The sequence below is a fragment of the Arthrobacter sp. S41 genome, from assembly GCF_004320535.1.
Lineage (GTDB): Bacteria > Actinomycetota > Actinomycetes > Actinomycetales > Micrococcaceae > Glutamicibacter.
Genome location: NZ_SIHY01000001.1, coordinates 1,741,426 through 1,762,947 on the forward strand (window position 1 = coordinate 1,741,426; position 21,522 = coordinate 1,762,947).

The 21,522-nt window shown below is 54.7% G+C and carries 25 protein-coding genes; 5 read left to right on the top strand and 20 right to left on the bottom strand.

The window, feature by feature from the left end:
• The 6 genes from EYR88_RS08030 to EYR88_RS08055 all read right to left on the bottom strand — a co-directional run bounded on the left by EYR88_RS08030 (nucleotide 1) and on the right by EYR88_RS08055 (nucleotide 5,234).
• Nucleotides 1-876, bottom strand: coding sequence for a metal ABC transporter permease (locus EYR88_RS08030; protein WP_131089121.1), 876 nt, complete (start codon nucleotides 874-876; stop codon nucleotides 1-3).
• Nucleotides 873-1,628 carry a metal ABC transporter ATP-binding protein gene (locus EYR88_RS08035; protein WP_131089122.1) on the bottom strand — a complete coding sequence of 252 codons (756 nt, stop codon included), beginning with the start codon at nucleotides 1,626-1,628 and terminating at the stop codon, nucleotides 873-875. The genes EYR88_RS08030 and EYR88_RS08035 overlap by 4 nt, the downstream gene beginning before the upstream one ends.
• A complete protein-coding gene (locus tag EYR88_RS08040) occupies nucleotides 1,625-2,569 on the bottom strand; it encodes a metal ABC transporter substrate-binding protein (protein ID WP_278184785.1) in 945 nt (314 codons plus the stop codon). The genes EYR88_RS08035 and EYR88_RS08040 overlap by 4 nt, the downstream gene beginning before the upstream one ends.
• A 134-nt stretch (nucleotides 2,570-2,703) precedes the next feature.
• Nucleotides 2,704-3,660 (bottom strand): formimidoylglutamase, encoded by a 957-nt coding sequence (gene hutG / locus EYR88_RS08045; protein ID WP_131089123.1) that lies wholly within the window; start codon nucleotides 3,658-3,660, stop codon nucleotides 2,704-2,706.
• Between the two features lie 86 nt (nucleotides 3,661-3,746).
• Nucleotides 3,747-4,400 carry a peptidyl-tRNA hydrolase gene (locus EYR88_RS08050; RefSeq protein ID WP_131089124.1) on the bottom strand — a complete coding sequence of 218 codons (654 nt, stop codon included), beginning with the start codon at nucleotides 4,398-4,400 and terminating at the stop codon, nucleotides 3,747-3,749.
• A 24-nt stretch (nucleotides 4,401-4,424) separates the two neighbouring features.
• Nucleotides 4,425-5,234, bottom strand: coding sequence for a hypothetical protein (locus tag EYR88_RS08055; RefSeq protein ID WP_131089125.1), 810 nt, complete (start codon nucleotides 5,232-5,234; stop codon nucleotides 4,425-4,427).
• 471 nt (nucleotides 5,235-5,705) lie between these two features.
• Here EYR88_RS08055 and EYR88_RS08060 point away from each other — a divergent pair, with 471 nt between their 5' ends.
• Nucleotides 5,706-6,494, top strand: coding sequence for a MerR family transcriptional regulator (locus tag EYR88_RS08060; RefSeq protein WP_131089126.1), 789 nt, complete (start codon nucleotides 5,706-5,708; stop codon nucleotides 6,492-6,494).
• Here EYR88_RS08060 and EYR88_RS08065 read toward each other — a convergent pair.
• Nucleotides 6,481-6,687 (bottom strand): helix-turn-helix domain-containing protein, encoded by a 207-nt coding sequence (locus EYR88_RS08065; protein ID WP_131089832.1) that lies wholly within the window; start codon nucleotides 6,685-6,687, stop codon nucleotides 6,481-6,483. The genes EYR88_RS08060 and EYR88_RS08065 overlap by 14 nt on opposite strands.
• 236 nt (nucleotides 6,688-6,923) lie before the next feature.
• Between EYR88_RS08065 and EYR88_RS08070 the strand changes: the two genes are divergently transcribed.
• The gene (locus EYR88_RS08070) at nucleotides 6,924-7,412 is read left to right on the top strand and encodes an Lrp/AsnC family transcriptional regulator (RefSeq protein ID WP_131089127.1); all 489 of its coding nucleotides are present in this window, start codon (nucleotides 6,924-6,926) and stop codon (nucleotides 7,410-7,412) included.
• On the opposite strand, the gene EYR88_RS08075 is transcribed toward EYR88_RS08070, so the two are convergent.
• From EYR88_RS08075 to EYR88_RS08090, 4 genes are all read right to left on the bottom strand, one after another.
• Nucleotides 7,409-7,813, bottom strand: coding sequence for a low molecular weight phosphatase family protein (locus tag EYR88_RS08075; protein WP_131089128.1), 405 nt, complete (start codon nucleotides 7,811-7,813; stop codon nucleotides 7,409-7,411). The two genes, EYR88_RS08070 and EYR88_RS08075, sit on opposite strands and share 4 nt — an antisense overlap.
• Nucleotides 7,814-7,877: 64 nt before the next feature.
• Nucleotides 7,878-9,401, bottom strand: a complete 1,524-nt coding sequence (locus EYR88_RS08080) for an APC family permease (protein ID WP_131089129.1) — start codon at nucleotides 9,399-9,401, stop codon at nucleotides 7,878-7,880.
• A gap of 88 nt (nucleotides 9,402-9,489) precedes the next feature.
• Nucleotides 9,490-10,362, bottom strand: a complete 873-nt coding sequence (locus EYR88_RS08085; RefSeq protein ID WP_131089130.1) for a universal stress protein — start codon at nucleotides 10,360-10,362, stop codon at nucleotides 9,490-9,492.
• 3 nt (nucleotides 10,363-10,365) lie between these two features.
• The gene (locus tag EYR88_RS08090; RefSeq protein WP_131089131.1) at nucleotides 10,366-11,793 is read right to left on the bottom strand and encodes an NAD(P)/FAD-dependent oxidoreductase; all 1,428 of its coding nucleotides are present in this window, start codon (nucleotides 11,791-11,793) and stop codon (nucleotides 10,366-10,368) included.
• A 105-nt stretch (nucleotides 11,794-11,898) separates the two neighbouring features.
• Between EYR88_RS08090 and EYR88_RS08095 the strand changes: the two genes are divergently transcribed.
• Nucleotides 11,899-12,555, top strand: coding sequence for a TetR/AcrR family transcriptional regulator (locus EYR88_RS08095; protein ID WP_131089132.1), 657 nt, complete (start codon nucleotides 11,899-11,901; stop codon nucleotides 12,553-12,555).
• A complete protein-coding gene (locus tag EYR88_RS08100; protein WP_131089133.1) occupies nucleotides 12,548-12,769 on the top strand; it encodes a LapA family protein in 222 nt (73 codons plus the stop codon). Before EYR88_RS08095 ends, EYR88_RS08100 begins: the two co-directional genes overlap by 8 nt.
• On the opposite strand, the gene EYR88_RS08105 is transcribed toward EYR88_RS08100, so the two are convergent.
• From EYR88_RS08105 to EYR88_RS08145, 9 genes are all read right to left on the bottom strand, one after another.
• Nucleotides 12,766-12,954, bottom strand: coding sequence for a hypothetical protein (locus tag EYR88_RS08105; protein ID WP_131089134.1), 189 nt, complete (start codon nucleotides 12,952-12,954; stop codon nucleotides 12,766-12,768). The two genes, EYR88_RS08100 and EYR88_RS08105, sit on opposite strands and share 4 nt — an antisense overlap.
• Before the next feature lie 162 nt (nucleotides 12,955-13,116).
• On the bottom strand, nucleotides 13,117-13,488 hold the full coding sequence (locus tag EYR88_RS08110; protein ID WP_131089135.1) for a hypothetical protein: 372 nt from the start codon (nucleotides 13,486-13,488) through the stop codon (nucleotides 13,117-13,119).
• A 266-nt stretch (nucleotides 13,489-13,754) separates the two neighbouring features.
• Nucleotides 13,755-14,000, bottom strand: coding sequence for a hypothetical protein (locus EYR88_RS08115; protein ID WP_131089136.1), 246 nt, complete (start codon nucleotides 13,998-14,000; stop codon nucleotides 13,755-13,757).
• A gap of 196 nt (nucleotides 14,001-14,196) precedes the next feature.
• Nucleotides 14,197-14,685 (bottom strand): Lrp/AsnC family transcriptional regulator, encoded by a 489-nt coding sequence (locus EYR88_RS08120; protein WP_131089137.1) that lies wholly within the window; start codon nucleotides 14,683-14,685, stop codon nucleotides 14,197-14,199.
• A 53-nt stretch (nucleotides 14,686-14,738) separates the two neighbouring features.
• Nucleotides 14,739-15,251, bottom strand: a complete 513-nt coding sequence (locus tag EYR88_RS08125; protein ID WP_131089138.1) for a VTT domain-containing protein — start codon at nucleotides 15,249-15,251, stop codon at nucleotides 14,739-14,741.
• Nucleotides 15,252-15,253: 2 nt separating this feature from the next.
• Nucleotides 15,254-16,510, bottom strand: a complete 1,257-nt coding sequence (locus EYR88_RS08130) for an MFS transporter (RefSeq protein WP_131089139.1) — start codon at nucleotides 16,508-16,510, stop codon at nucleotides 15,254-15,256.
• 2 nt (nucleotides 16,511-16,512) lie between these two features.
• Complete coding sequence (locus EYR88_RS08135; RefSeq protein ID WP_131089140.1) at nucleotides 16,513-17,649, bottom strand: FAD-dependent oxidoreductase; 1,137 nt, start codon at nucleotides 17,647-17,649, stop codon at nucleotides 16,513-16,515.
• Nucleotides 17,650-17,967 carry a bifunctional 3-phenylpropionate/cinnamic acid dioxygenase ferredoxin subunit gene (locus EYR88_RS08140; RefSeq protein ID WP_131089141.1) on the bottom strand — a complete coding sequence of 106 codons (318 nt, stop codon included), beginning with the start codon at nucleotides 17,965-17,967 and terminating at the stop codon, nucleotides 17,650-17,652. It abuts the gene before it with no gap.
• A 97-nt stretch (nucleotides 17,968-18,064) separates the two neighbouring features.
• On the bottom strand, nucleotides 18,065-18,994 hold the full coding sequence (locus EYR88_RS08145) for a BadF/BadG/BcrA/BcrD ATPase family protein (protein WP_131089142.1): 930 nt from the start codon (nucleotides 18,992-18,994) through the stop codon (nucleotides 18,065-18,067).
• 565 nt (nucleotides 18,995-19,559) lie between these two features.
• Between EYR88_RS08145 and EYR88_RS08150 the strand changes: the two genes are divergently transcribed.
• Nucleotides 19,560-21,509, top strand: a complete 1,950-nt coding sequence (locus tag EYR88_RS08150; protein ID WP_131089143.1) for a S8 family serine peptidase — start codon at nucleotides 19,560-19,562, stop codon at nucleotides 21,507-21,509.
• Nucleotides 21,510-21,522 lie beyond the last annotated feature (13 nt).

Below are 21,522 nucleotides of genomic sequence, written 5' to 3' on the forward strand. Positions count from 1 at the left end.
CTAGCTAGCTGCCGCCAACGACTTGCGTCGATTTTTTGTTGCTATGTAAGCGGCAATCAATCCTTGCCGAGGGCTGAACAGGTAGACCACGGTAAAGATTAGACCTTGAGCTAGAACCACCATGCCGCCGGTGGATGCGTCGAGGAAGTAGCTTACGTAGACGCCCAGTACCCCGGCAGACGCAGCGAGCGCCGGTGCAATGATCAACATCTTTGAAAACTTGTCAGTTAGCAAGAAGGCTGTGGCCCCGGGGATGATCAGCATCGCGACAACCAAGATGACTCCGACAGCTTGCAATGCAACCACGGATGTCATGGCCAGCAACCCGAGAAGTACTGCACCAATCAGTCGTGGGTTCATTCCCAATGCGTGTGCGTGCGTCTGATCAAAAGCGTAGAGCGTGAAGTCCTTACGTTTGAAGATCAGAATTGAGAAGGTCACCGCTCCCAAGATCAATACTTGCCACAGATCCTCAGCAGAGACACCCAATAGATTGCCGAAGATAATGTGGTTGAGATCGATGTGGCTTGGAGTGACAGAGATGAGAACCAGCCCGAAGGAAAACAGAGTGGTGAAGACAATGCCTATTGCTGCGTCTTCTTTCAGTTTGGTTGTGTCCCGCACTCCCCCGATGAGCGCCACCGCTAAGAATCCAAAGATCAATGCTCCCAGTGCAAACGGCGCTCCAACGATGTAGGCCAAGACGACCCCTGGCAATACTGCGTGCGAGACCGCGTCACCCATCAAGGACCAGCCAATAAGCACCAGCCAGCAAGAAAGTACCGCGCAGAGCACGGAAGCAATAACCGTCACCGACAAGGCGCGGATCATGAACGTGTAGCTCAGGGGCTCGGCGAGCAGTTCAAGTAGGTTCATGAGACATCTCGTTTCATCGGATCTAGCCCGAAGGCCAACGCCAAGTTCTCTGCCTGCAGCACGACCTCGGGTGCACCGTGCATCAGGACCTTGCGCATCAACAGCACCGCTTCATCAGCGAGCTGTGGCAGGGCCTGCAAATCATGGGTGGAGATCAAGATGCTTCCACCATCATCGGCAATTTCGCGCAGTAGCGTGGTGATGGTTGCTTCACTGCGTTTATCTACGCCGGCGAACGGTTCATCTAGCAGCATGATGCTGGCACCTTGGGCGATGCATCTGGCAACGAAGGCACGTTTCTTCTGACCTCCGGAAAGTTGGCCGATTTGCCGGTCTGCGTACTCGGTCAGTTCCACCCGTTCCAACGCTTCGTTGACTGCCGCATGGTCCTTCTTCTTGGCCCGCCGACTCCATCCCATTTGTCCGTACCGTCCAGTCATCACAACATCGCGTACTGATATGGGAAAGTTCCAATCCACCGCTTCGCTCTGTGGAACATAGGCGAGCATTCCGCTCTTACGCGCTTGGAGCGGATCGGTACCACCGATTTTTACGCTCCCACTGTCGGGCTTGATTTGGCCCATGATCGTTTTGAAGAGTGTGGACTTCCCGGATCCGTTCATGCCCACCAATCCGCAGACAGTGCCTTGGGCCAGCGCCAACGATGCGTTGTCCAAGGCCAGTACGGGACCGTAATGAACGGTGGCCGACGATACGTCAACGGCCAGCTCAGTAGTACTTGTGGCGATCATGGCGTTTGGCCTTTCAACGATCGGGCAATGAGCTGGGTATCGTGCGTAATTAGTTCCAGGTAAGTCGGCACTGGTCCATCAGCTTCTGAGAGTGAATCTACGTACAGTGTTCCGCCGTATTTTGCGTCGGTAGATTCCACCACTCGTTGCATCGCCGCATCAGATACGGTTGATTCGCAGAAGACTGCCGGAACGTGGTTCTCTCGTACATAGTCAATGGTGGAGGCGACCTTGCGTGGCGTGGCCTGAGATTCCGCGTTGACCGCCCAAAGGTACTTTTCTTTGAGCCCGGCATCTTTAGCTAGGTAGCTAAAGGCACCTTCACAAGTAACCAAGACCCGTTGCTGCGCGGGAATTGATTTGAGTTCGGTGGCAAGATCATCTTGAACTTTTTGTAGTTCAGCTTGATACCGCTTGGCGTTAGCTTGATAGTCAGCGGAATTGGTTGGATCAAGTTTGCTGAAGGCCTCTGCCATCCGGTTCACGTATTTTTGCACGTTCATTGGACTCATCCAGGCGTGAGGGTTTGGTTTGCCAGCACCTTCCCCCTGAACAATTCCAATCGGCGTGATGTCGTCACTGACGGTGACATGCGGTGCCGGGCTCTCTTGAACAAATTGGGCGAACCACGCTTCAAGGTTTAGCCCGTTATCCAAGATCAAATCAGCTTGGGAGGCACGGCGCAGGTCATCGGGGGTTGGCTCATAGCCGTGAATTTCAGCTCCGAGACGAGTCAGCGATTCCACCCGCAGGTGATCGCCTGCAACGTTTTGAGCGATGTCCTGCAGCACGGTGAACGTCGTGATCACCACTGGACGGGAGTCAGCTGATTCGGCCATACCCGGCTGCGACTCACTTGCCGGAGTACATCCCGTAGCCACCACCAACAACGACACAACAAGCAATGCCATCATGCGCGATGGCTTGCGCAGTCCAGACATTATTAGCACTTGTGTCCTCAAATCCTGAGCTTCGTGGCGCTGCTCCTGCCTCGTTGCAAGAGAACGCGAGCGACAAACTTCGCTTACTCACAGGATAATGTTTGAGGGGTCAAACAATCAATCTAATGACGCCGCTACCCCACTGCAAGATCGTAGATCAGTCGCGCTGCGCTACGCGCGGTTCGAGAGTCAACATCAAATTTCGGGTTGAGCTCAACAACATCTGTGACCGCTAGTTTTCCACTTTGCACAACCTGACGGCACACGGCATCAATGACTTCAAAAGCGACGCCAAATCCGGCGGGAGCACTGACCCCGGGAGCCACGCTTGCGGGCAATACATCAAGGTCAATGGTCAGATACAGCACGTCGATACGATCCAAGAATTCGGATACAAAACGCTGCGCGCGATCTGGCTGACACTGCTCATCAAGCAAGTAGCTAACACTTAGCTTGTCAGCCCTGGCGAAGAGAGCCGAGGTATTGCTCGGACGGCTGATCCCCACAACGGCATAGTTGAATTCTCGCCCAGATTTTTCCATGACTCGGGCAATGTCAAGAAACGGTGTGCCACTGCTGCGCCGAGGTTCATCACGCAGATCAAAGTGGGCATCAAGATTAAGAATGCCAATGCGTTTCGACGTCTGCGTAGCCAGGAAATTCAGTAATCCGCTGGCTGTCCCGTAGGCGGTTTCATGCCCACCACCGAGCACTATCGGCAGAGCGTCAGCATCCAAGGCTTGCTCCACCACTGCTGCTAACCGATCCTGGCCCTGCTCCAAATCGTCACCGGTAACCACAACGTCGCCTAAGTCCACTAGTGCCCGCTGGCTATGGATGGCCAAGGGGCTCAGCGCGGCCCGCAAGCTAGCGGGGCCATCAGCTGCACCGGTGCGTCCTTGATTGCGTTGCACCCCTGCATCCGAGCAGAACCCGATCAGCGCTACTGCACCAGGAAGATCTGACTGAACCTGTTCACTCACACGCTGATGCCAGCGCGTATGCTCAGGACCATCTGCGTCGACTCGACCAGCCCATTTTGGTGCGACTCGGTCCACGGAGTTTTGTTGTGCTTCTGGTAGTTCGCCCATAACTACAGCAAAACAGACTCGACTGGAATCAACCAGAGCATTGTTTCAGACGCTGTCTGACATTCCAGACTCAGCAGACGTTCTTGCTAGTCGGCTTGAACGAGAACAAATGCGGTAGTAGATCCGGGTTCAATCTCGGTACGGCCGGCATCCTGGATCACCGGCCCACTTGCTCGCCGTGACAATACTTCAAAGTCCTTTTTAGGCAGGTGTCGAATCCCTACCGGAGCATGCACTTTGAGCCATCCCTCAATGTCTTGACCTCTGCTTTCGGTCAACCATGCAAACAACGCGTGGGCACACTGAGCGGCTGCCTTGCCGGTAGACATTTCAAGGGAGGCATTGACGGCGATGATTACTTTAGAATCAAGGATTTCATCGCTCTTGGGTAGCTGCGTGCCTGAGACCTGAAGCTTGGCAATCAGCTTGGGAAGATCCGCGGCCGGAAGCGGTGGCAAACCGACAGCTTGAGCCTTGCCCACTTCGCTAACCATTTGCTCTGGGAACAACTCAAGGACCTTGGCGAACATCTTCGGATTCGCTCGCCGCACCGACTTAGCGAAAGCTTGTTCCGCCCACTTCTGCCAGTCCTCGTTATGCGGGTCCTGAAGGTATGCAATGACCGCTGCGCGAGAAACTGCCGAAAGCCCCTCATCTTCAGTTGAAGGATCTTCTTTGTCGATCCTCAAGATTATGGGTTGGACCAGTTCTTCGGGATCGCGTTCGCGCAGTTCATCCATAAGTTCATTCTAGGTCGTATCGCCCTAGCGCCTACGTGCCTTGCGAACGATCACGATAATGACGCTGGTGAGCATGGCCGTAGCAAGGCTGATAATCAATGGCGTTTGCCATGGCACCTCAAGCACGGTTGCGCTGAAGTTCTTACCAAAAGCACGCAGCCCCTTGGCGAAACCAACCTCTGATTGGATGACGCGCGCTGCACTGTCCACTACCGCGGGCATGACCCATTGGATAGCTAAGGACAGTACCCAAAAAATCAGATTCGAGGCACGCAGGAATCCAACAAAACCAAGGATGAGGCCCAAGATCAAAGCACCTGCATAGCCCAGATAGATCGCATAACTTTGGGCGCCGGCGATGAGCGAAGCAACGATCTGCAACCAGTACCCAAGGCTGACCGCCAACATGGCGTAGAACAGTGCTGCCACGGGTAAACGCAACTTTGCGCTCAAGAAGTACCACGCTTGGCTAATGACCAAAAGCGAACCAAATACCCAGAGCTGGTGTACTGAAGCTTTGGACAGATCTCCACTAAACGCCGCCGGGCTTGTCGCTTGAATTCCTTGAGCACCAAGGGCAAGCATGCCCAGGAACATTCCTACCGCGGTCACCACCGCGAATCCGGTTCGTCCTCGACCTATTCGGCGAACACACCAGCTACCAAGCAGTGCTGTCAAAGCGAATACGATAATCAATCCAAGAGCATCGTCACTAGCTACCGGGAGTATCGCTCGGTCTTTTTCACCGATCCACAACCACGGCAAGACAGCGATGGCCGCCATCAAAATGCCACCGACTAATTGCATCCACCAGTTTTGCCAGACGCGCCTCATTGAACCCACAATGCTCCTTCATGTACCTACGGGCTCATTGTTCCAGAGCCGACCGGGCACTGCGCGAAGGGCACGAGGTATGTTCGCAGTTTAGGTGGGCTCACAAAAAGATGGCCCGCAAGCATTCCAGCAAACAGGAATGCTCACGAGCCATCGATAAAGTTCTTTCACCAAGTCCTGGCGTGGGTGGCCAGTTCTTCTTCAGCGATGTAGATGCAGGTGGTCTACAAACACGTTAGGTCGTAATTGGATTCGGCGATTACCTTTCCAACGTCGTCTGATTTCATTGAACTACACATGATTCACCGTGCGCAATGAGCAGTCGACACAGTAGTCAATATGATCAATGAGAATCACTTTTACCTAGAATTTTCCGCCATTTTGCCGAGAGGCCTGAATCACAGATTGTGAATAACAGATTCTTAGCTACCCGTTGACATTGACGTAGCGTCAACCGGTAGCGTGTGGCATATGAACGAGCCAACGAACTTTGAAGAGCCTGACGAATTCTCTATTGCGTACTTGGCTCGGACTGCAGGGATCAGCAGCCGCACCCTGCGCCATTACGACCACATCGGACTGTTTAGCCCGCACCGCGTGGCTTCAAACGGCTACCGCTTCTACGCCCAAGACCAGCTGGTTCGACTTCAACGAATTCTGGTACTCAAGGACATGGGACTTAGCTTAGAAAATATCGCCGAGATCTTAGAGCGCCAAAGCGATGAACGTGAGGCGCTCAAGAAGCACGTCGAGCAGCTGCAGCTTCAACGAGAAACGTTAGACCGGCAGATTCTCGCCCTGAAGCACTCAATTACCGCACTAGAAACTGGAGAGACTATGAAACCCGAAACGAGCTTTGACGGATTCAATGAGCAGTACAAACAAGAAGTCACCGAGCGTTGGGGGTCCGAGGCCTACAACAGCTCAAATAAATGGTGGCGCAGTAAGACTAAGCAAGAGCAGAGTGAATTCTTCGCGCTGGTTCAAGAACTAAACGACGCGTGGATCCAGGCCGGCAACGACCAAGTGAGTGCAGAAAGCGAGGTGGCCCAGTCGCTGGCCGCACGTCACGTGCAATGGTTATCTTCCGTTCCGGGAACGCCACTGGGTGCTGAAGATCCTGAGAAACATGCTCAATACATTGAATCTTTGGCCGACATGTACGTCGCCGACGAACGGTTTGCTAAGAACTATGGCGGACATGCGCCGCTGGTACGTGACGCCCTGAAGTTCTATCTGAAGAACACTACTCAGCCCTAAGAGTGGAGTCGTTCGTGATCTCTTCGCGAGCTTGCGCATAGCGTTGCTGAATATAGTTTTCCAACTCGACGCGTTCTACGCGCCACATGCCACGGCCACCAATTTGGATTGCTGGTAGCTCGCCGCTTTTTACTAGGGCGCGGACTTGAGGAAGCTTTACATTAAGCTCCTCAGCAACATCTTCCAAGCGCATAAACCTCATAGCAATAGGGTACTTGGATTACTTCCCAAAACATCGGTGAAGCACGCTTATGTGGACAAGAGATCACGGATGACGCGAAACCGCTTTTACTGGCATGGAGCGCCGGTTTTTACGCAACATTATCGGGCAGTCCGCGCAACACATTTGGGCTCAACTGGTCATATTGACTAAAATCCTAAGAAGGTACTTACGCACGTGCATCACAACCTGTCACAGGAGACCAGTATATGAATTCGGATACGTATCAGCTCGATGAAACCGACCGACGTATCCTGCTGGCGCTTGATGCTGATCCACGTGTTCCGATCATGATGTTGGCGCAGCAACTGGGCCTAGCCCGAGGCACTGTTCAGACTCGCTTGGAACGTCTGGCCCACTCCGGTGCATTGCGTCCAAACACCGCTCGCATCCTGCCTGCATCCATGGGGCGCGGTGTCAGTGCTTTTGTCAGTGCTGAACTGAATCAGGCCAGCCTGAATGAAGCCATCGCAGCCCTTCGCCAGATCCCTGAGGTTTTGGAATGTGTTGCACCTGCTGGCGACACCGATTTACTGATTCGTGTTTCGGCGACGGATCCAGATGATCTCTACCGCGTCAGTGAAGAGATTCGACTGTGCCCGGGCATTACCCGCACCTCAACCTCAATGATTCTGCGCGACGTAATTCCTTACCGCACCACTGAACTGCTAAAGAAACTCAGCAAAGACAAGCACTAGTCTTCCAGCTCGTGGAAGAGTTCCCTGACTCGCTCAGCAATTTCATCTCGGATGAGATTCATGCGCTCGGCGCCGGTGATTCCATCTTCACTGGGTTCATAGGTCACCCAGCGTTCCGCGTTCACCGTCGGGGCAAGGTTCGGGTGCGCATCTGTACCTAAGATGATGACCCGGTCCACCTGATCCACAATCTGCGGATCAATAGGCTTCGGCGTTCCGCCTGACATGTCGGCCCCGGCCTGCGACAACGCGGCCACAGCTTCTTGATTGATGCCAGAGCCCGGATTAGTGCCAGCCGAATAGCTGGTGACTTTGCCGTCAGAAATATAGTCCATGAGCGCGGCAGCCATCTGAGATTTGCCGGCATTGCGTGAGCAGATGAAAAGCACCGAGTTAGCCATGAACCAATTGAACCACCCACGAAGAGTTTCGTGGGTGGTTCAATGCCAAAGATTCTTTTTGTAGTTACTTGATTGGCTTGTAGGTCTTGATGGTTTCTCCCTTGAAGAAGGATGGCTGGGTGATCCGCATGTAGATCATGACTACGACACCAAGCAGCAGAACTCCGACGCCAAGAATGAAGACCATTCCTACTCCCCCAATGTTGGATCCTGAACCGTAGTCGGGGTCCATCGACTCGAAGGCCGTGGCGAAGAACAACACCAGCAAAACCACGCCACCAATGAGTGGTGCCAGGAATTTGAAGATGACGTTTCTTGCACTGCTGAAGAGCTCTGCACGGAAATACCAAACGCAAGCGAGTGCGGTCAGCCCGTAGTAGAAGCAGATCATCAGGCCAAGCGCGGTGATCGTATCCCAGAGGGCATTTTCAGAGACCAGACGGGTAACCACGTAGAACACTGCAGCTGCGGCAGCAGTAACAAAGGTAGCCACCGAAGGCGACATGAATCGTGGAGAGATCTTTGCGAAGCTGGTGGGCAAGGCCTTGTAGTAGCCCATGGCCAGCAAAGTACGTGCCGGGGAAACCATGGTGGACTGCAGCGAGGCTGCCGAGGAGGAGAGGATTGCCAAAGACATCAACAAGGCCAGCGGACCCATCACTGGACCGGAGAGCACAGCGAAAATTGATTCCTGATTTTCCGGGTTTCCAGCGCCTAAGCCTGTGGTTCCCACGCCCGCCCAGTACAGCACACCGAGGGATACTGCTACGTACAGCGCCATGATCAGCAGAACAGTCCACGTCGCACCTCGGCCCGGAACCTTCTTAGGATCCGTGGTTTCTTCGTTCATGGTCAGGGTGACATCCCAACCCCAGAAAACGAAGATAGACAGTGAAATGCCGGCGGCAAAGGCCGAGAAACTCTCAACGCCAGCTGGGTTGAACATTTCCAAGGTAATCGGGGTTCGGTCAAAAGGTTGGTTTGAGGTAAAGGACATCACCGCGAACAGCAACAGCACCGCTACCTGGAACGCGACCAGACCGTACTGGAAGACCTTGGTTGCGTTCATGCCTCGATAGGAGATGAAGGCGGCAACAGCGATGAAGATCAAGGTAGTGGGAATGTTGATCCACAGATTGGTGGTCAGCTCAGCGATCTCGTCGTGACCGGTCAGTTGGGCCAGCAGGATGTAGAAGAAATCAACTGCGACAGCGGCCAGATTTGAAAGGACAATCACCGTGGCAGCCACCAGCCCCCAACCGCCCATCCAACCAATCATTGGTCCGAAGGCACGGGTAGCCCAGGTGAACGAGGTCCCTGAGTCGGGCATGGCATTGTTTAGCTCTCGGTAGCCCAAGGCCACCAACAGCATGGGCAAGAACCCTGCTAGCAAGATAGCTGGAAGACTGGTGCCTACTTCAGCCACCGTTGCGCCCAGTCCTGCGGTGAGGGTGTATGCCGGGGCGATACTGGAAATTCCGATGACCACCAGGCCCATAACGCCTACGGTGCCCTTGGAGAGCCCTTTTTCGTGCAAACCGGTTTCAGCGGCTGCAGGATTAGAATCCTGCCTCAAGTCTTGCGACATGTTGGTTTACCTTTTGCTTTAGTGAGGCGATAAGTGCGTCGGTCAGAAGTACCGAGCCACCCTTCCTTCAAGATCTAAAAAAGTGAAGCTAGTTGCCTGATCCCGGGTTAGGGATAACACCCATGGGCACCGAAAGCTTGCCGAGGATACGTTGGGCTTTAGGCCCGATAAAGAGCCTGCGGGCAGCCGCTAAGCGTGCTGAGCCAAGCAAGGCGAGATCGCCGTCTTGCCAGGAAAGCTGGCCAGTTGCTTCATCGAGGTTGCGCCCAACAACAACGTCAATAGTGGCGTCCAATTCCATGGACGCTGTCAGTTGCGAAAGGTAATCGCTGGTTGCCTGAACGTGGGCATCAAGATCCCGGTCTGGGTCTTGAACGTCGTAGGGCAAAACTAGGGTTGCTACTCGAAGTGGTACTGCGCAGGCTGTAGCAATTTGGGCCGAGAGTTCAATGACGTCTTTAGCTCCGGGCCGGTCCCCCACAAAGGCGGTCAGCCTGGTGAGCTTGCCGTTGGCAGCTCGCAAGGTTTCTATAGCAGTCGGTGAGGACATGAACACCGAAACTGGCGAGGAGTGCAATAACGCGTTGGCGATTGCCCCGGGCATGAAGAACCCTGCCCGGTGACGTTTGCGGCCGCCGAGCACGATGCCGTCAGCATCAACCTGTTGAGCCAGCGAAATCAGCCCTTCGGCCACGGAGGAGACTGATCTCGCCACCACCGAGGCCTGGATTCCTTCGGGCACCAGCGTCAGGGCGTGTTTTGCCCACTGGTCTACTTGAGCGGAGAGAATGGTTGAATATCCATGATCTCCACCCGGGTAGACAGCGCTAAAGGGTGCAGCAGCCGGAAGCACAATGGCAATGTGCAAGGACGCATCCGGGGTGGATGCAACAAGCGCGCTGGCCAGTTCGATAGCTTCGGCACCGCGTTCTTCGGCGGTGTAACCTACAAGCAATTTCATGATTTAGGCGTTGACCTTATCTGCGGTAGAGGTCAGTGTCTGCACGCCATCGTAGTTCTCGTCGTAGCTGGTGCCATCAAGTTCTGCGATGATGCGTGCGGCCGAGCGGCGACCCATACGTACCGCGCCATCCACGTGCTGGTAGCCTTCGCCGGCCAAGTCCGAGGAGGAGAAATAGATTGGTCCGAGGTTATCGTTCTGGACTGGGCCAAAGCGGTGCAGGCCACCTAGGTCATAGCTGGTTGCGTAAGCTCCGCGGGTCCATTCTTCAGAAGCGAAATCCGAGAGGTAGAAGACCTTTGGATCTAGCGCTTTCTCGCCAAGGTAGTCGGCAATGCCCTGCAGGATGGCTTCGCGACGTGCCTCATCGTCCAGTTCCCACATCTCGTCAGCTTTCAGATCCGAGATGAAGCCCACCAAGGTTCCGGTGCTTTCTCCGGTGTAGGTGTTGTCGTAGAGTTCCTGGACTAGTGCGTTGGGCCCGAAGCAGGTTCCCGACAGTCCATCTTCGCGCCAGAACGGGGTTTCGTAAACGGCGTGCACCTTGATGACCAAGCCCATGGACTGGTGCTGATGGGTGACGTGCTGCTTGCGTGGAAGCGCAGGAACGTAAGTGATTCGCGAGTACAGGTTAGGTGGAATTGCCACCACAACCTTCTTGGCGGACACGGTGACGGTCTCACCGTGAGCTACCACCCCGTCATCATTCCATTCCAGCTTCAGCACTGGGTTATTCAGGAATACGATTTCTTCACCCAGCCGCGCAGCAACCGTCTTGGATACGCCCTGCATGGTGCCAACGATGCGGCGGTCAAGGATGAAATCTTCATCAACGAGGTTGTCGAAGGATCCCGCCGAGGAAGCCATCAATACTGCTTGAAGTGCAGAGAAGGTATGGGCTGGTTTGGTGAGCATGCCACCGGCAATAAAGAGGCCGACGTTGTTGCAGGCTAGTTCGTCCGAGGAGTGCTGACGCAGGAAGTGGTGGAAGGAAACCATGTCCAGCTCTTGGGCCTGTGGGTGTTCCCATGGCTTGTCTGGATTCATTTGTGCGGCCAGTTCGTTCATGATGCCGATGAGCTTGTTCATTTCGGCCACGCTGTCTTCGGAGACGGGGAAGTCTTCGCCCTCATAAACGATGGCTTCACCCTGCTCGTTGAGGTAGACACTTTTGCCGGCCTTGTAGCGTTCAAAGGTTTCGATGCCCAACTCGTTGATCAGCGAGTAGAGACCAGTTTGATCGGGACTGATCCACTGACCGCCGATTTCGATGGTGGCTCCGTGCATCTGGTCGCTCCAGGTGCGGCCGCCCACACGATCTCGAGCTTCGAGTACGGCGACAGACTTGCCTGCTTTGTTCAGCTCGTAGGCTGCGGTCAGACCCGATGGGCCAGCGCCAATGACAACTACGTCGCGTTCCAGATGTTCCATGAAAAGCTCCCTCAAACAATAAAATGAATTCGGTTCATTTACTTGTCATATAGCATAGGGGAAGAACATCGAGTTGTGAAGCAACCCACGTCAGGGAGAGAACGAATGACAGAATCCGGAACCAGGCGCGCAGGGCGACCACGCAAGGCGGTGCTCAACAGGGAACGTATTACCGTCAACGCGTTGGAACTGGTTTCCGATGGTGGTTATGAATCACTAACAATGCAGCGCCTGGCCAAGTCATTAGGTGTTTCACCCTCGGCTTTGTATAACCATGTGGATTCAAAACATGATCTGATGCAGTGGATTCAGGAACTGATCATGGCAGATATCGATACGTCAGTTTTTGATACAGAACCACTGCGAAATGCCTTAGTTCTTTGGGCGACCAACTACCGTAATATTTTCAGTCGGCACATTCCGCTCATCCCCATTATTGCGGTGCTTCCAGTCTCGGATTCGCCACGCACCTTGGGCATGTATGAGCGTGTAGCTCAAGGTCTCAAAGACTTCGGACTGGCCGAGAAGACGATCATTCCGACCATTGTTGCTTTGGAATCTTTTATCTTTGGTTCGGCCATGGACACCGCAGCACCCCACGATATTTTTGATACCAGCAACCACCAAGATCTCACCCCACACTTCACCCAAGCGGTGGCGGCACAACGCGAAACACAGCTCAATACCAGCGATGATTCATTCCAGCGTGGTCTCGCGGCCATCATCGATGGGCTCTTAGCGACAGGAAAAAGCAATGACTGACCCGGAGCGCAAGCCCAGCCGATTCGCGCTAAACGCCAAGCAGATCACGGCCATCGCCTTGGTGATTCTCGCTCTGGTATTTATCTTGCAGAACCTGACCTATGTGCGTGTGGAGTTTTTCTTGATCCACTCCGCGGCACCACTATGGCTGGTCCTACTAGTAACCCTGGCGGTCGGCTATGTGATCGGATGGATTTCCAAGCGCCGAGATTAGTCTTCTAAGATTGCCCATTCTCCGACTTCTTCATTCTGCGAGTCGTAGACATCTTCTTGAGACCCCGGTTCCAGCGGATACATGGCCACGCGTTGCGACCAGTCCCCCAGAATCCGTTGAAGCTCTTCTAGCGGCTTGAGTTGCATGTTCTCGGTATCGAAGTTGACTTCCAAAACAAAACGCATGGCCTGCTCCTTGTTCGCCTAGTTCTGGTCATCCTATGCCTGCGGGTGAAGAAAAACGAGAGCTATAAGGCGTGCCGCGTTCAAAGTTTTCTGCCCACAAAAAAGAAATGGCGAGCTCCCAAGTTATCTTGGAACCTCACCATCAATTTCGCACCGCAGGGTCTACTGAGCGCCACCCATATATGTCAGCGACTGGATCGCTTCGTTTCCGCCGACTTTGTACAGAGCCAAAACCAGTCCGCCAAAAACAATGCCCATCACAGCGCTGAAGCCAAAGGAAATCTTGATCAAAGAACGGACCTCACCGCGGCTCACTTCAGCTTCATCATTCAGGTACCGCACCGCACCTCGACCAAAGCTGGCGGCCGGGCTCAGTGATGGGGTGGAAAAGGTGAGCAAGTTGGATGCGGTATCCATCTGACCATCACGCAACACAGCAACAGTTGAACGGGTCTTACGATCCTGGCGAAGCTTAACGATGTTGGCACCGTGCCGTGCCAAAAGAATATCTTCGCCCAAAGGGATCGTTGCCATACCTGTTGCTCCTAGTTCATTTCCATCACGTCTTTCCAGCTATAACCATCATTTCTGAACCGTTTTAGCTGCGGAAGTCTTTTGTCGAGAACCACACACGCACTTGTGATGCAATCCGCACGGTTCTGGGGCTAAATCGAGTTTTTCGGTGACCGGGGACATAGCGCCAAAACAATTGACCTACATTTTTGTGGCAGCTTTTTGGCATGCAAAAGCCCCAGGCTGTTTGATCAACCTGGGGCCGAATGCTCTAACGATGAATCTGTTTAGACAGTTTTCAAATCGTTCTCATTGTTCTTGCGCTGGCGCTTGGCCTCGCGGATCTGCATGTTCAGATCATGGTTTGATAGGTCCTCAGGCGAGGCAATCCCATACTTATAGGCCTTGGCCACCAGAGCCTGGCGAATTTCTGTCTGGTGTTCTTGCTTGTAACGAAGAACCATCACGATGCTCACGATGGCCAAAACCGCCAGAGTCACCACGGCCGTTACGATTGTTGTTTCCAAATTCATTATCTTCTCGACCTCCCCATTCTTCAGTCGCTTCCGTATGTGGTCCATCCGTTTGGTCAAAGTAAATCTTTGACGGCCAGAGGACCGCGGTATTGCTAAGAGAAGAACAACAAGTTTAGCACATTTCTTCGAAGTAGGCCCATTGCGTGGATCACTCCTACGAAAATCTGCGGGGTACTTCGCCTGAGCTTAAGGCCTAAAATTCGCCACTTCCCTGCCCGTGTTCGAACACCAGAGAAGTTTGTGTGGTCGCAACGGCAGGATTAGCTGAAAGGTTATCAAGTACAAACTGTCGCACGTCGGCAGAGTTGCGCACCGCCACATGCAAGACAAAGTCATCGGCACCACCCAAGAAGAACAGCTGGCGCACCCCAGACTTGGAACGCATTTCACTAGCAAAGTTAGACATAAGATGTCGGGCGCCCGGGCGGATCTTCACAAAGATCAACGCCTCCAATTCGCGCCCCAAGACCTGCGGATCCACCTCGATGGTGAAGCGAGAAATCACTCCGGAATCGCGTAAAGCATTCAACCGTGCCAAACAGGTCGAAGCCGCGATACCGAGCTCCTGCGCCAACGAGTTATTTGTTCGCCGTGAGTTCTTGCTCAGCAAAGCTAACAGCTTGCGGTCGATTTCATCGAGCTGCACAGGACTATTCTCTGACTTGGATAAGTTCAGCGACATTTGCCGTACCTACTCTCAGTGTTCGCGGTTTGACCCACTCATCATACGGCCGGTCAGCCCTTTATTTCTGAAGGTTGTTCTGCATCCGGCGCCTGCTTCTCGCGCTCGCGAGTGCGCCAGCGAAGGACAACAAACGCGACTATGGCTAGCAGGACAATGCCTGCCACAATCCATGGCCAGTCCAACGCCAACCACGCGTAGAACACAGCCATACCAATACTTGTGTAAATCAAGGCCCACAATGCCGCGCCAAGTGCCACGGCCGGGACATATCGACGCAGTGGCATCTTACTTATCCCAGCAGAGAGGTTGACCGCGCTTTGCACACCCACAGTCAAGAAACTCAACGGAACCGCTAGTGCACCCCAGCGTTGGATGAACCTTTGGGCTTTGAGATACCCCGGAGCGTGAAGCCGCTTCTCAAAGCGGCTACGCTCCACACCCTTGGCAATCCCGCGGCCCACCCAGTACGTCGCGTTGCCACGAGTGAAGGTGCCAAGAAAGAAGAACAACAACGTCACCCCAAAAGGTGCGTCGTTGATCAACCACGAGATAGAGTCACCCAAGGCTATGGAACACACTTAATTTTTCGCACCAGCACTGCGCCAAGAAGCGAGACGACTACCGAGCAAAGGAATAAGGTCGGATAGCCACCAAGCCAAGTCACTGCCAGCCAAGCCACCAGCGGGGCGACCACCTGAGGCAAGGAATTGGCAATATTGATCATGCCAAGATCCTTGCCGCGTGAATCGGCTGTAGGAAGCACCTGCGTCAGCAAGGCGAAGTCCACCGCAAGGTAGGCACCAAATCCGATGCCTAGCAGCACCGCAGCAATCAGTGCCATGGCAAAGGTAGATGAGACTGCCATAACCCCTGCTGCACAGGCGACAATCACTGAAGAAATGATGACGTACTTCTTACGCTTACCATCGCGATCCGAAAGTTTTCCGGATATCACCGAAGAGAAAATAACGCAGAACGCATAGACGGCGGTCAGCACCAAAACACCCTGTGCCGGGTTTGGATGACCAATGGCGTCTTGCAGGAAGTACAAGAGGTAGACCAGGCACAGCTGGCTGCCGAGGTAGAGCAAGAACCGAGTCAGCCAGGCCCAGCCGAAGTCCTTGTGCTTGACCGGGTTGATCCAGAAACTTTGAGCAAATTGCAACGCCGTGATGGGTTCTAGTGCTGCCTTGGGTAGCACTGAGTCCTTGCGCATCAAGACAAAAGGGACGGCGCAAATGGCCATAGCGATGGCGACCAACGCGTAACCGAAGACTAGATCGCCAGCGGCCACCATGCCGATGACCGCACCTATGAGCGAACCGCAAGTTTGTCCCAGCGCTACTAATCCGCCCACAATGCCGCGTTGTTCTACCGGGACACGATCCGGGATGGCAGCAAAGATGGCAGCTACCGCAGCGTTTCCAGCGGCCTGCATCAAAGCCCAGCCAAGGACCAGAAGCCCTACGGTATGGGCCGTTGACATGAGCAACAGGGCGAGGGCCCCGCACAGGGTTCCGCACAATACCCACGGAATTCGACGGCCAAACCGAGAGGTAGTGCGGTCACTGAGGGCACCAAAGAGTGGATTAGCAACCATGGACACGGCCGCTCCCACACCGGTCACCAAGGACAAGATGGCACCCTTTTGACTAGCGTCCAGTTGCTCGGCATGCAGCCCAAGGAGCACCTGAATGGGGGCGAAAAAGCCGATATTGATACCAATGTGGACGGTGACCACCGCAGCAATCCAACCGCGGCTCACTCGCTGTGTAGGTACCTGCAGAGCCAAAGGTAGCTTCGCTGGTTCGGCTGTGCTCATTGTCAGTTCCGCCCTAATTCGCGAGGTCCCACACTCGGGTCCTCCAATTCTTCAACGCTGAGCGAGGCAGACCGAGCGATCAGCCGCTTCACGGCCTTGGCCATCAGCCCGCCATCAATCATGCTAGCTGCCACCAAAGCACCCTGAGCATTTAGCCCGAAGGTCACTTGGATCTTACCGCGACGGTTGTATCGATGAACGGTACGCACCGCTTGATCAAAATCGCCGACACTTTCCACATGCATCTCATGGCGGTCGGACCAGAACCACGGCACCGAACGCTTTACTGGGTCCGTGCCGAGGATGGTTGCTGCCGCTTGGGCCGCATCTTCCATAGCAGCTTCCCAGTGCACGGTCCGGCGAGCGCCCTGGTGTCGCGACGCATCCCCGATGGCCAGTACCTGTGGCTGTGTGATGGAGCGTTGCTGCGCGTTGACCACAATGCCGTTGTCCACGGCTAATCCCATGGAAGCAGCCAACGCGGTATCTGGTTGGACACCGATGGCGCTAACGATCAAGTCAGCTTCGATGCGCTCACCGTCCACAACTACATGATCCGCAGCGATGCTGCTTGTAGTTCCGGTGATAGTTCGAATGCCACGTTGTGCATGTTCAGCGTGTAGTTGTTCGGCCAAATCCTGGCCGAGCATGGCGCTTAGTGGAGCATCATTATTAGAAATCAGGGTGACCTGTGCGCCGAGCATGCTAGCGGTGGAAGCAAATTCGGCACCAATCAGTCCGGCCCCGATGACCACCACTTGGAAGCCAAACATGGCCGAATCGATAATTTCTGCCAGTGCCACAGCGTCGGCCGCGGTGTGCAGCGTGTGTGCGTGTTCAGCCCCGGGCAGACTTAGCCGATTCGGCACGGTACCGGTAGCGAGGACAACCCAATCCGTTTCCGAATCTGGCAGTTGCACCTCGGTGATTGTTTCTTGGATGAGGTTGATACGGTGCTGCTGGTACCAAGCAACCGGAGCAAAGGGCTCAACCTGCAAGGCTTTACTCAGCGCCGGACGATCATAGGGTAAGCCCTGGGCGTCGCTGATCGTAATGGTACCGGCATACTGCTTTTGCACCAGTTCGCGCGCCAAGGTGTAACCGGCAACGCCACCGCCGATGATGTGGACCGAAGGCATTTAGACTTCGAGCTCCAAAAAACCATCCACGACGTTCACCGTGTAGGTGCGCGCGTCTACCGTTGCTGGCATGCACTGCACTCGGCCGGTCTTTAGATCAAAGGTTGAGGAGTGAATTGGGCACTCCACCGAGCAGTCTTCAATCCACCCATCGGAGAGGGACGCAACCTCGTGGGTGCACTCGTCTTGAAGGGCATAGAAGTTGCCGTCTTCGGCATGGAAGATCGCAATGTCTTCGGTGGCACCGCTGTCCTTGGAATCTACCAGCAGGGATTCGCCTTCTGGGACTAGATCTACGGGACCGACTCGATAGCTCACGATGACTCCTTTAATGCTCAATACTGATCAGTCTCATCTTGTCATCTATTGATCGCCAGCACCTAGCTGGCAGATCACGATGACTGTGCTTTTCTGACTAGTTCCCAAAGCCGTAGCGCGAGACCAGCTCCTGCAGGGCATGATCGGCGGGTAGTTGCGCCAACAGTTGCACTCCGTCCAACCCTGATCCGGTGACAGACTGAATTTGCGCCCCGGGGTGCAGTCGGTGCAGCTGTTCCTCGAAGGCAGCTTTCAGATACGTACCTTCAAACACACCACCGATTGCAGCGACCGGAACGTTCCCGTCGGCTTTCTCTAGGCCCACACGTCGCAAGGCTGTGGCAATCGAATCAGCCAGTTCTTCTCCGGCTCTGCGACAGATCTGTGCAGCAATGGCATCGCTGAAAGCAAGTTCGGCAACGGTGGTGGCAAAGGAGGCCACCGTAGAAACCCTGTCGGGAAGTGCTTGTAAGTCAATGTAGGCCTCGGATAGATCGGGCCAACGTCCTTGCACAGCAGCGGTGAGTGCGGTGGCTTGTCCGCGTCCGTCAAAGTCACGCATCACTGCGATCAGTGCTTGCTGGCCAATCCAGTAACCACTACCGGCGTCGCCCATAATATGGCCCCACCCATCAACTCGGGCTACGCTGCCAGGGCCAACACCGAGGGTTACCACTCCTGTACCGGCAGCAACCACGGCGCCGTGTTCGTTGCCCAAGGCGCCGAGGTAGCTGGTGACCGAGTCATGGGCCAAGGCAACACGTTCAACTGTGGCTGAGTCGATCAGCTTGAAGAGTTGATGTGCGTCGTGTTCTTCTTTGACCAACCCGGTGGTGCCTACGGTTACCGTGCCAATGTCCACCGTGCTTGATGCGATGAACTCATTGATCACACGTGCCAACTGGGGCAGGACCGGCTCGTCGGTTTGGACACCAGGAAATTTCGATTCCGTGCGCTCACCATCAAATTCAAGACGAAGTTTGATCCCGCTTTGCCCACCGTCAACGGCCAATAATCCAGTTGTCATCTACCTGCTCCTGTTTGTGCTTGGTTTTCAGATTACTTTGAGAACCCGTCCGGGTGCCCCAAGAGCTCGCATTTTTGGACCGAGGACTTCGCTGCGAGTCACGCAATCGTCAGGTGAGCAGTCGTAACTACTTGACGTAGCATCCTCAGGAAAATCACTGCACAGATTACTCAATGAATTAGGCAATGAATCATAGACCCGATTCTCCGCGCTAGAAGTCGTCGAAACTTTCACTTTATTCTCGGCCTGACCCACGGTACGTCTCGAATAAATTCCATGAGTAACGAAAAATAGTTATGCGTTTGCCATAGTCAGCGCGAATCTGAAATTTTTAGAACACCTTATCGTGCAAGTAACTGGCATTCATTTTTCAAAGCCTTGAAAATCGTTGGATTCCCTGCAATGAAAGTGTGAAGTGAGTTTTTAGCACATGCAGGAATATAAAAGATTTATTTGAGAACTACTTCCTTTCTGGATATCGCAGGCGCTACGCTCCATATCGGCACACCCCATTTCGCTTGATCACCGAACCTTGTGCGCCCAAAACCCACTAAGGAGAACATCAATGGCACGTTTTTCTACCCCACTTCGACGATCCTTGGCTGCGTCCACCGCAGTCGTGATCGGTTTGGCCGGCTTAGGGGCCGGCGCAATGCCCGCCTCAGCACAGCCCGTAACGGCACCGGCAGAAAAGTCCGCTCCCGCACCAAGCAACGATGCGAAGGTTACGATCGGTTCACCCCAGTCCGGTGAGTCCTACGACCAGTTCATCGTCACTTACAAGGTGTCAACCCAGAGCGCCGACAAGCAGGGCCGGGCCAAGGCTTGGGGCAAAGCAGCCAAGGACGCCGGAGTTTCGGTCAAGGAACTGCGCGCCATGGCCACCGGAGGTTTTGTTCTCAAGGCTGACAAGAAACTCAAGGGCGCAGACGCCGAAGAGTTTATGGCAGAAATTGCCAAGTCTGGACTGGTTGAAGCAGTCGAGCCTGATGCCCTGATGAAGATCTCCCTATCGCCCAACGACACCCGCTACAGCGAACAATGGGACTTCCACGGAACCAACGGCATGCGTATCCCTTCTGCGTGGGACATCGGCACCGGCACCGGCACCGGCAGTATTGTGGCCGTCTTGGACACCGGAATCACCTCCCATACGGATCTGAACTCCAACGTGATTTCAGGCCATGACTTCGTTTCCAGCTCAACTTCGGCGCGTGACGGCAACGGCCGAGATTCCAACCCACAAGACCAGGGCGACTGGTACGCAGCTGGCGAATGCGGCAGCAGTTACGCCGGAAACTCCTCATGGCACGGCACCCACGTAGCTGGCACCGTCGCGGCAGTCACCGGCAACTCCAGCGGCGTCGCCGGAGTTGCACCCAACGCCAAGATCCAACCGGTACGCGTCCTAGCGAAGTGCGGTGGCAGCCTCTCGGATATCGCAGATGCGATCATCTGGGCCTCCGGTGGCACCGTGTCTGGCATCCCAGCCAACTCGACCCCGGCTGACACCATCAACATGTCGCTCGGTGGCGGTGGAGTCTGCGGAACCACGTACCAAGCAGCTATCGATAGCGCAGTATCTCGTGGAACTTCCGTAGTGGTAGCGGCAGGTAATGAAAGCCAAAACGCTTCGAACTCACGCCCAGCAAACTGCAACAACGTGATTACGGTAGCTGCCAGCAACCCATCGGGAGCACCGTCGTATTACACAAACTACGGCTCTGCAGTTGACGTGACCGCACCTGGTGGCGACACCCGCTACGCAGGTCAAGGCATTCTTTCCACTATCAACACCGGCACCACCACCCCATCAAGCCAGGGTTACACCTTCTACCAAGGCACTTCCATGGCTACACCACACGTGGCAGGAATGGTGGCTCTGATGAAGTCCGTCAGCCCATCCATGTCCCCTGCTCAGGTGGAAACCGTGTTGAAGAACGGCACCCGCGCTATGCCAGGCGGTTGCAGCATCGGCTGTGGTGCAGGCTTGGTCGATGCCACGAAGATCATGACAAACCTGGGTGGAACCACCCCGGAGCCAACTCCCGAGCCCAGCGGCAATCTGCTGAAGAACCCAGGCTTTGAAAGCGGTGCCGACTCCTGGACCGCCAATCGTGCCGACACCTTTGAAACCGGAACAGCTGCTCGCACCGGCAACGGTTTGGCCGGTCTCAACGGATGGGGTACAGCAAGCACCTACACCCTGGATCAGCAGGTCGCCATTCCTTCTACTGCTACCACTGCAGATTTGAAGTTCTACCTGCGGGTGCTGACTGACGAAACCACTGCGTCTACCCAATACGACAAGCTCACCGTTCAGGTACTCGATGGTTCAAGCACCTACAACGTCGGTACATGGTCAAACCTCGACGCAAGCTCGTCCTACGCGCAGAAAAGCATCAACCTGAACAACTACCGCGGCAAGACCGTCACCTTGCGTTTCAGGGGTGTTGAAGACAGCTCCCAGGCAACAACCTTCCGCATCGACGACACCTCGCTAGCCACCAGCTAGTCCTCTAAAGAAG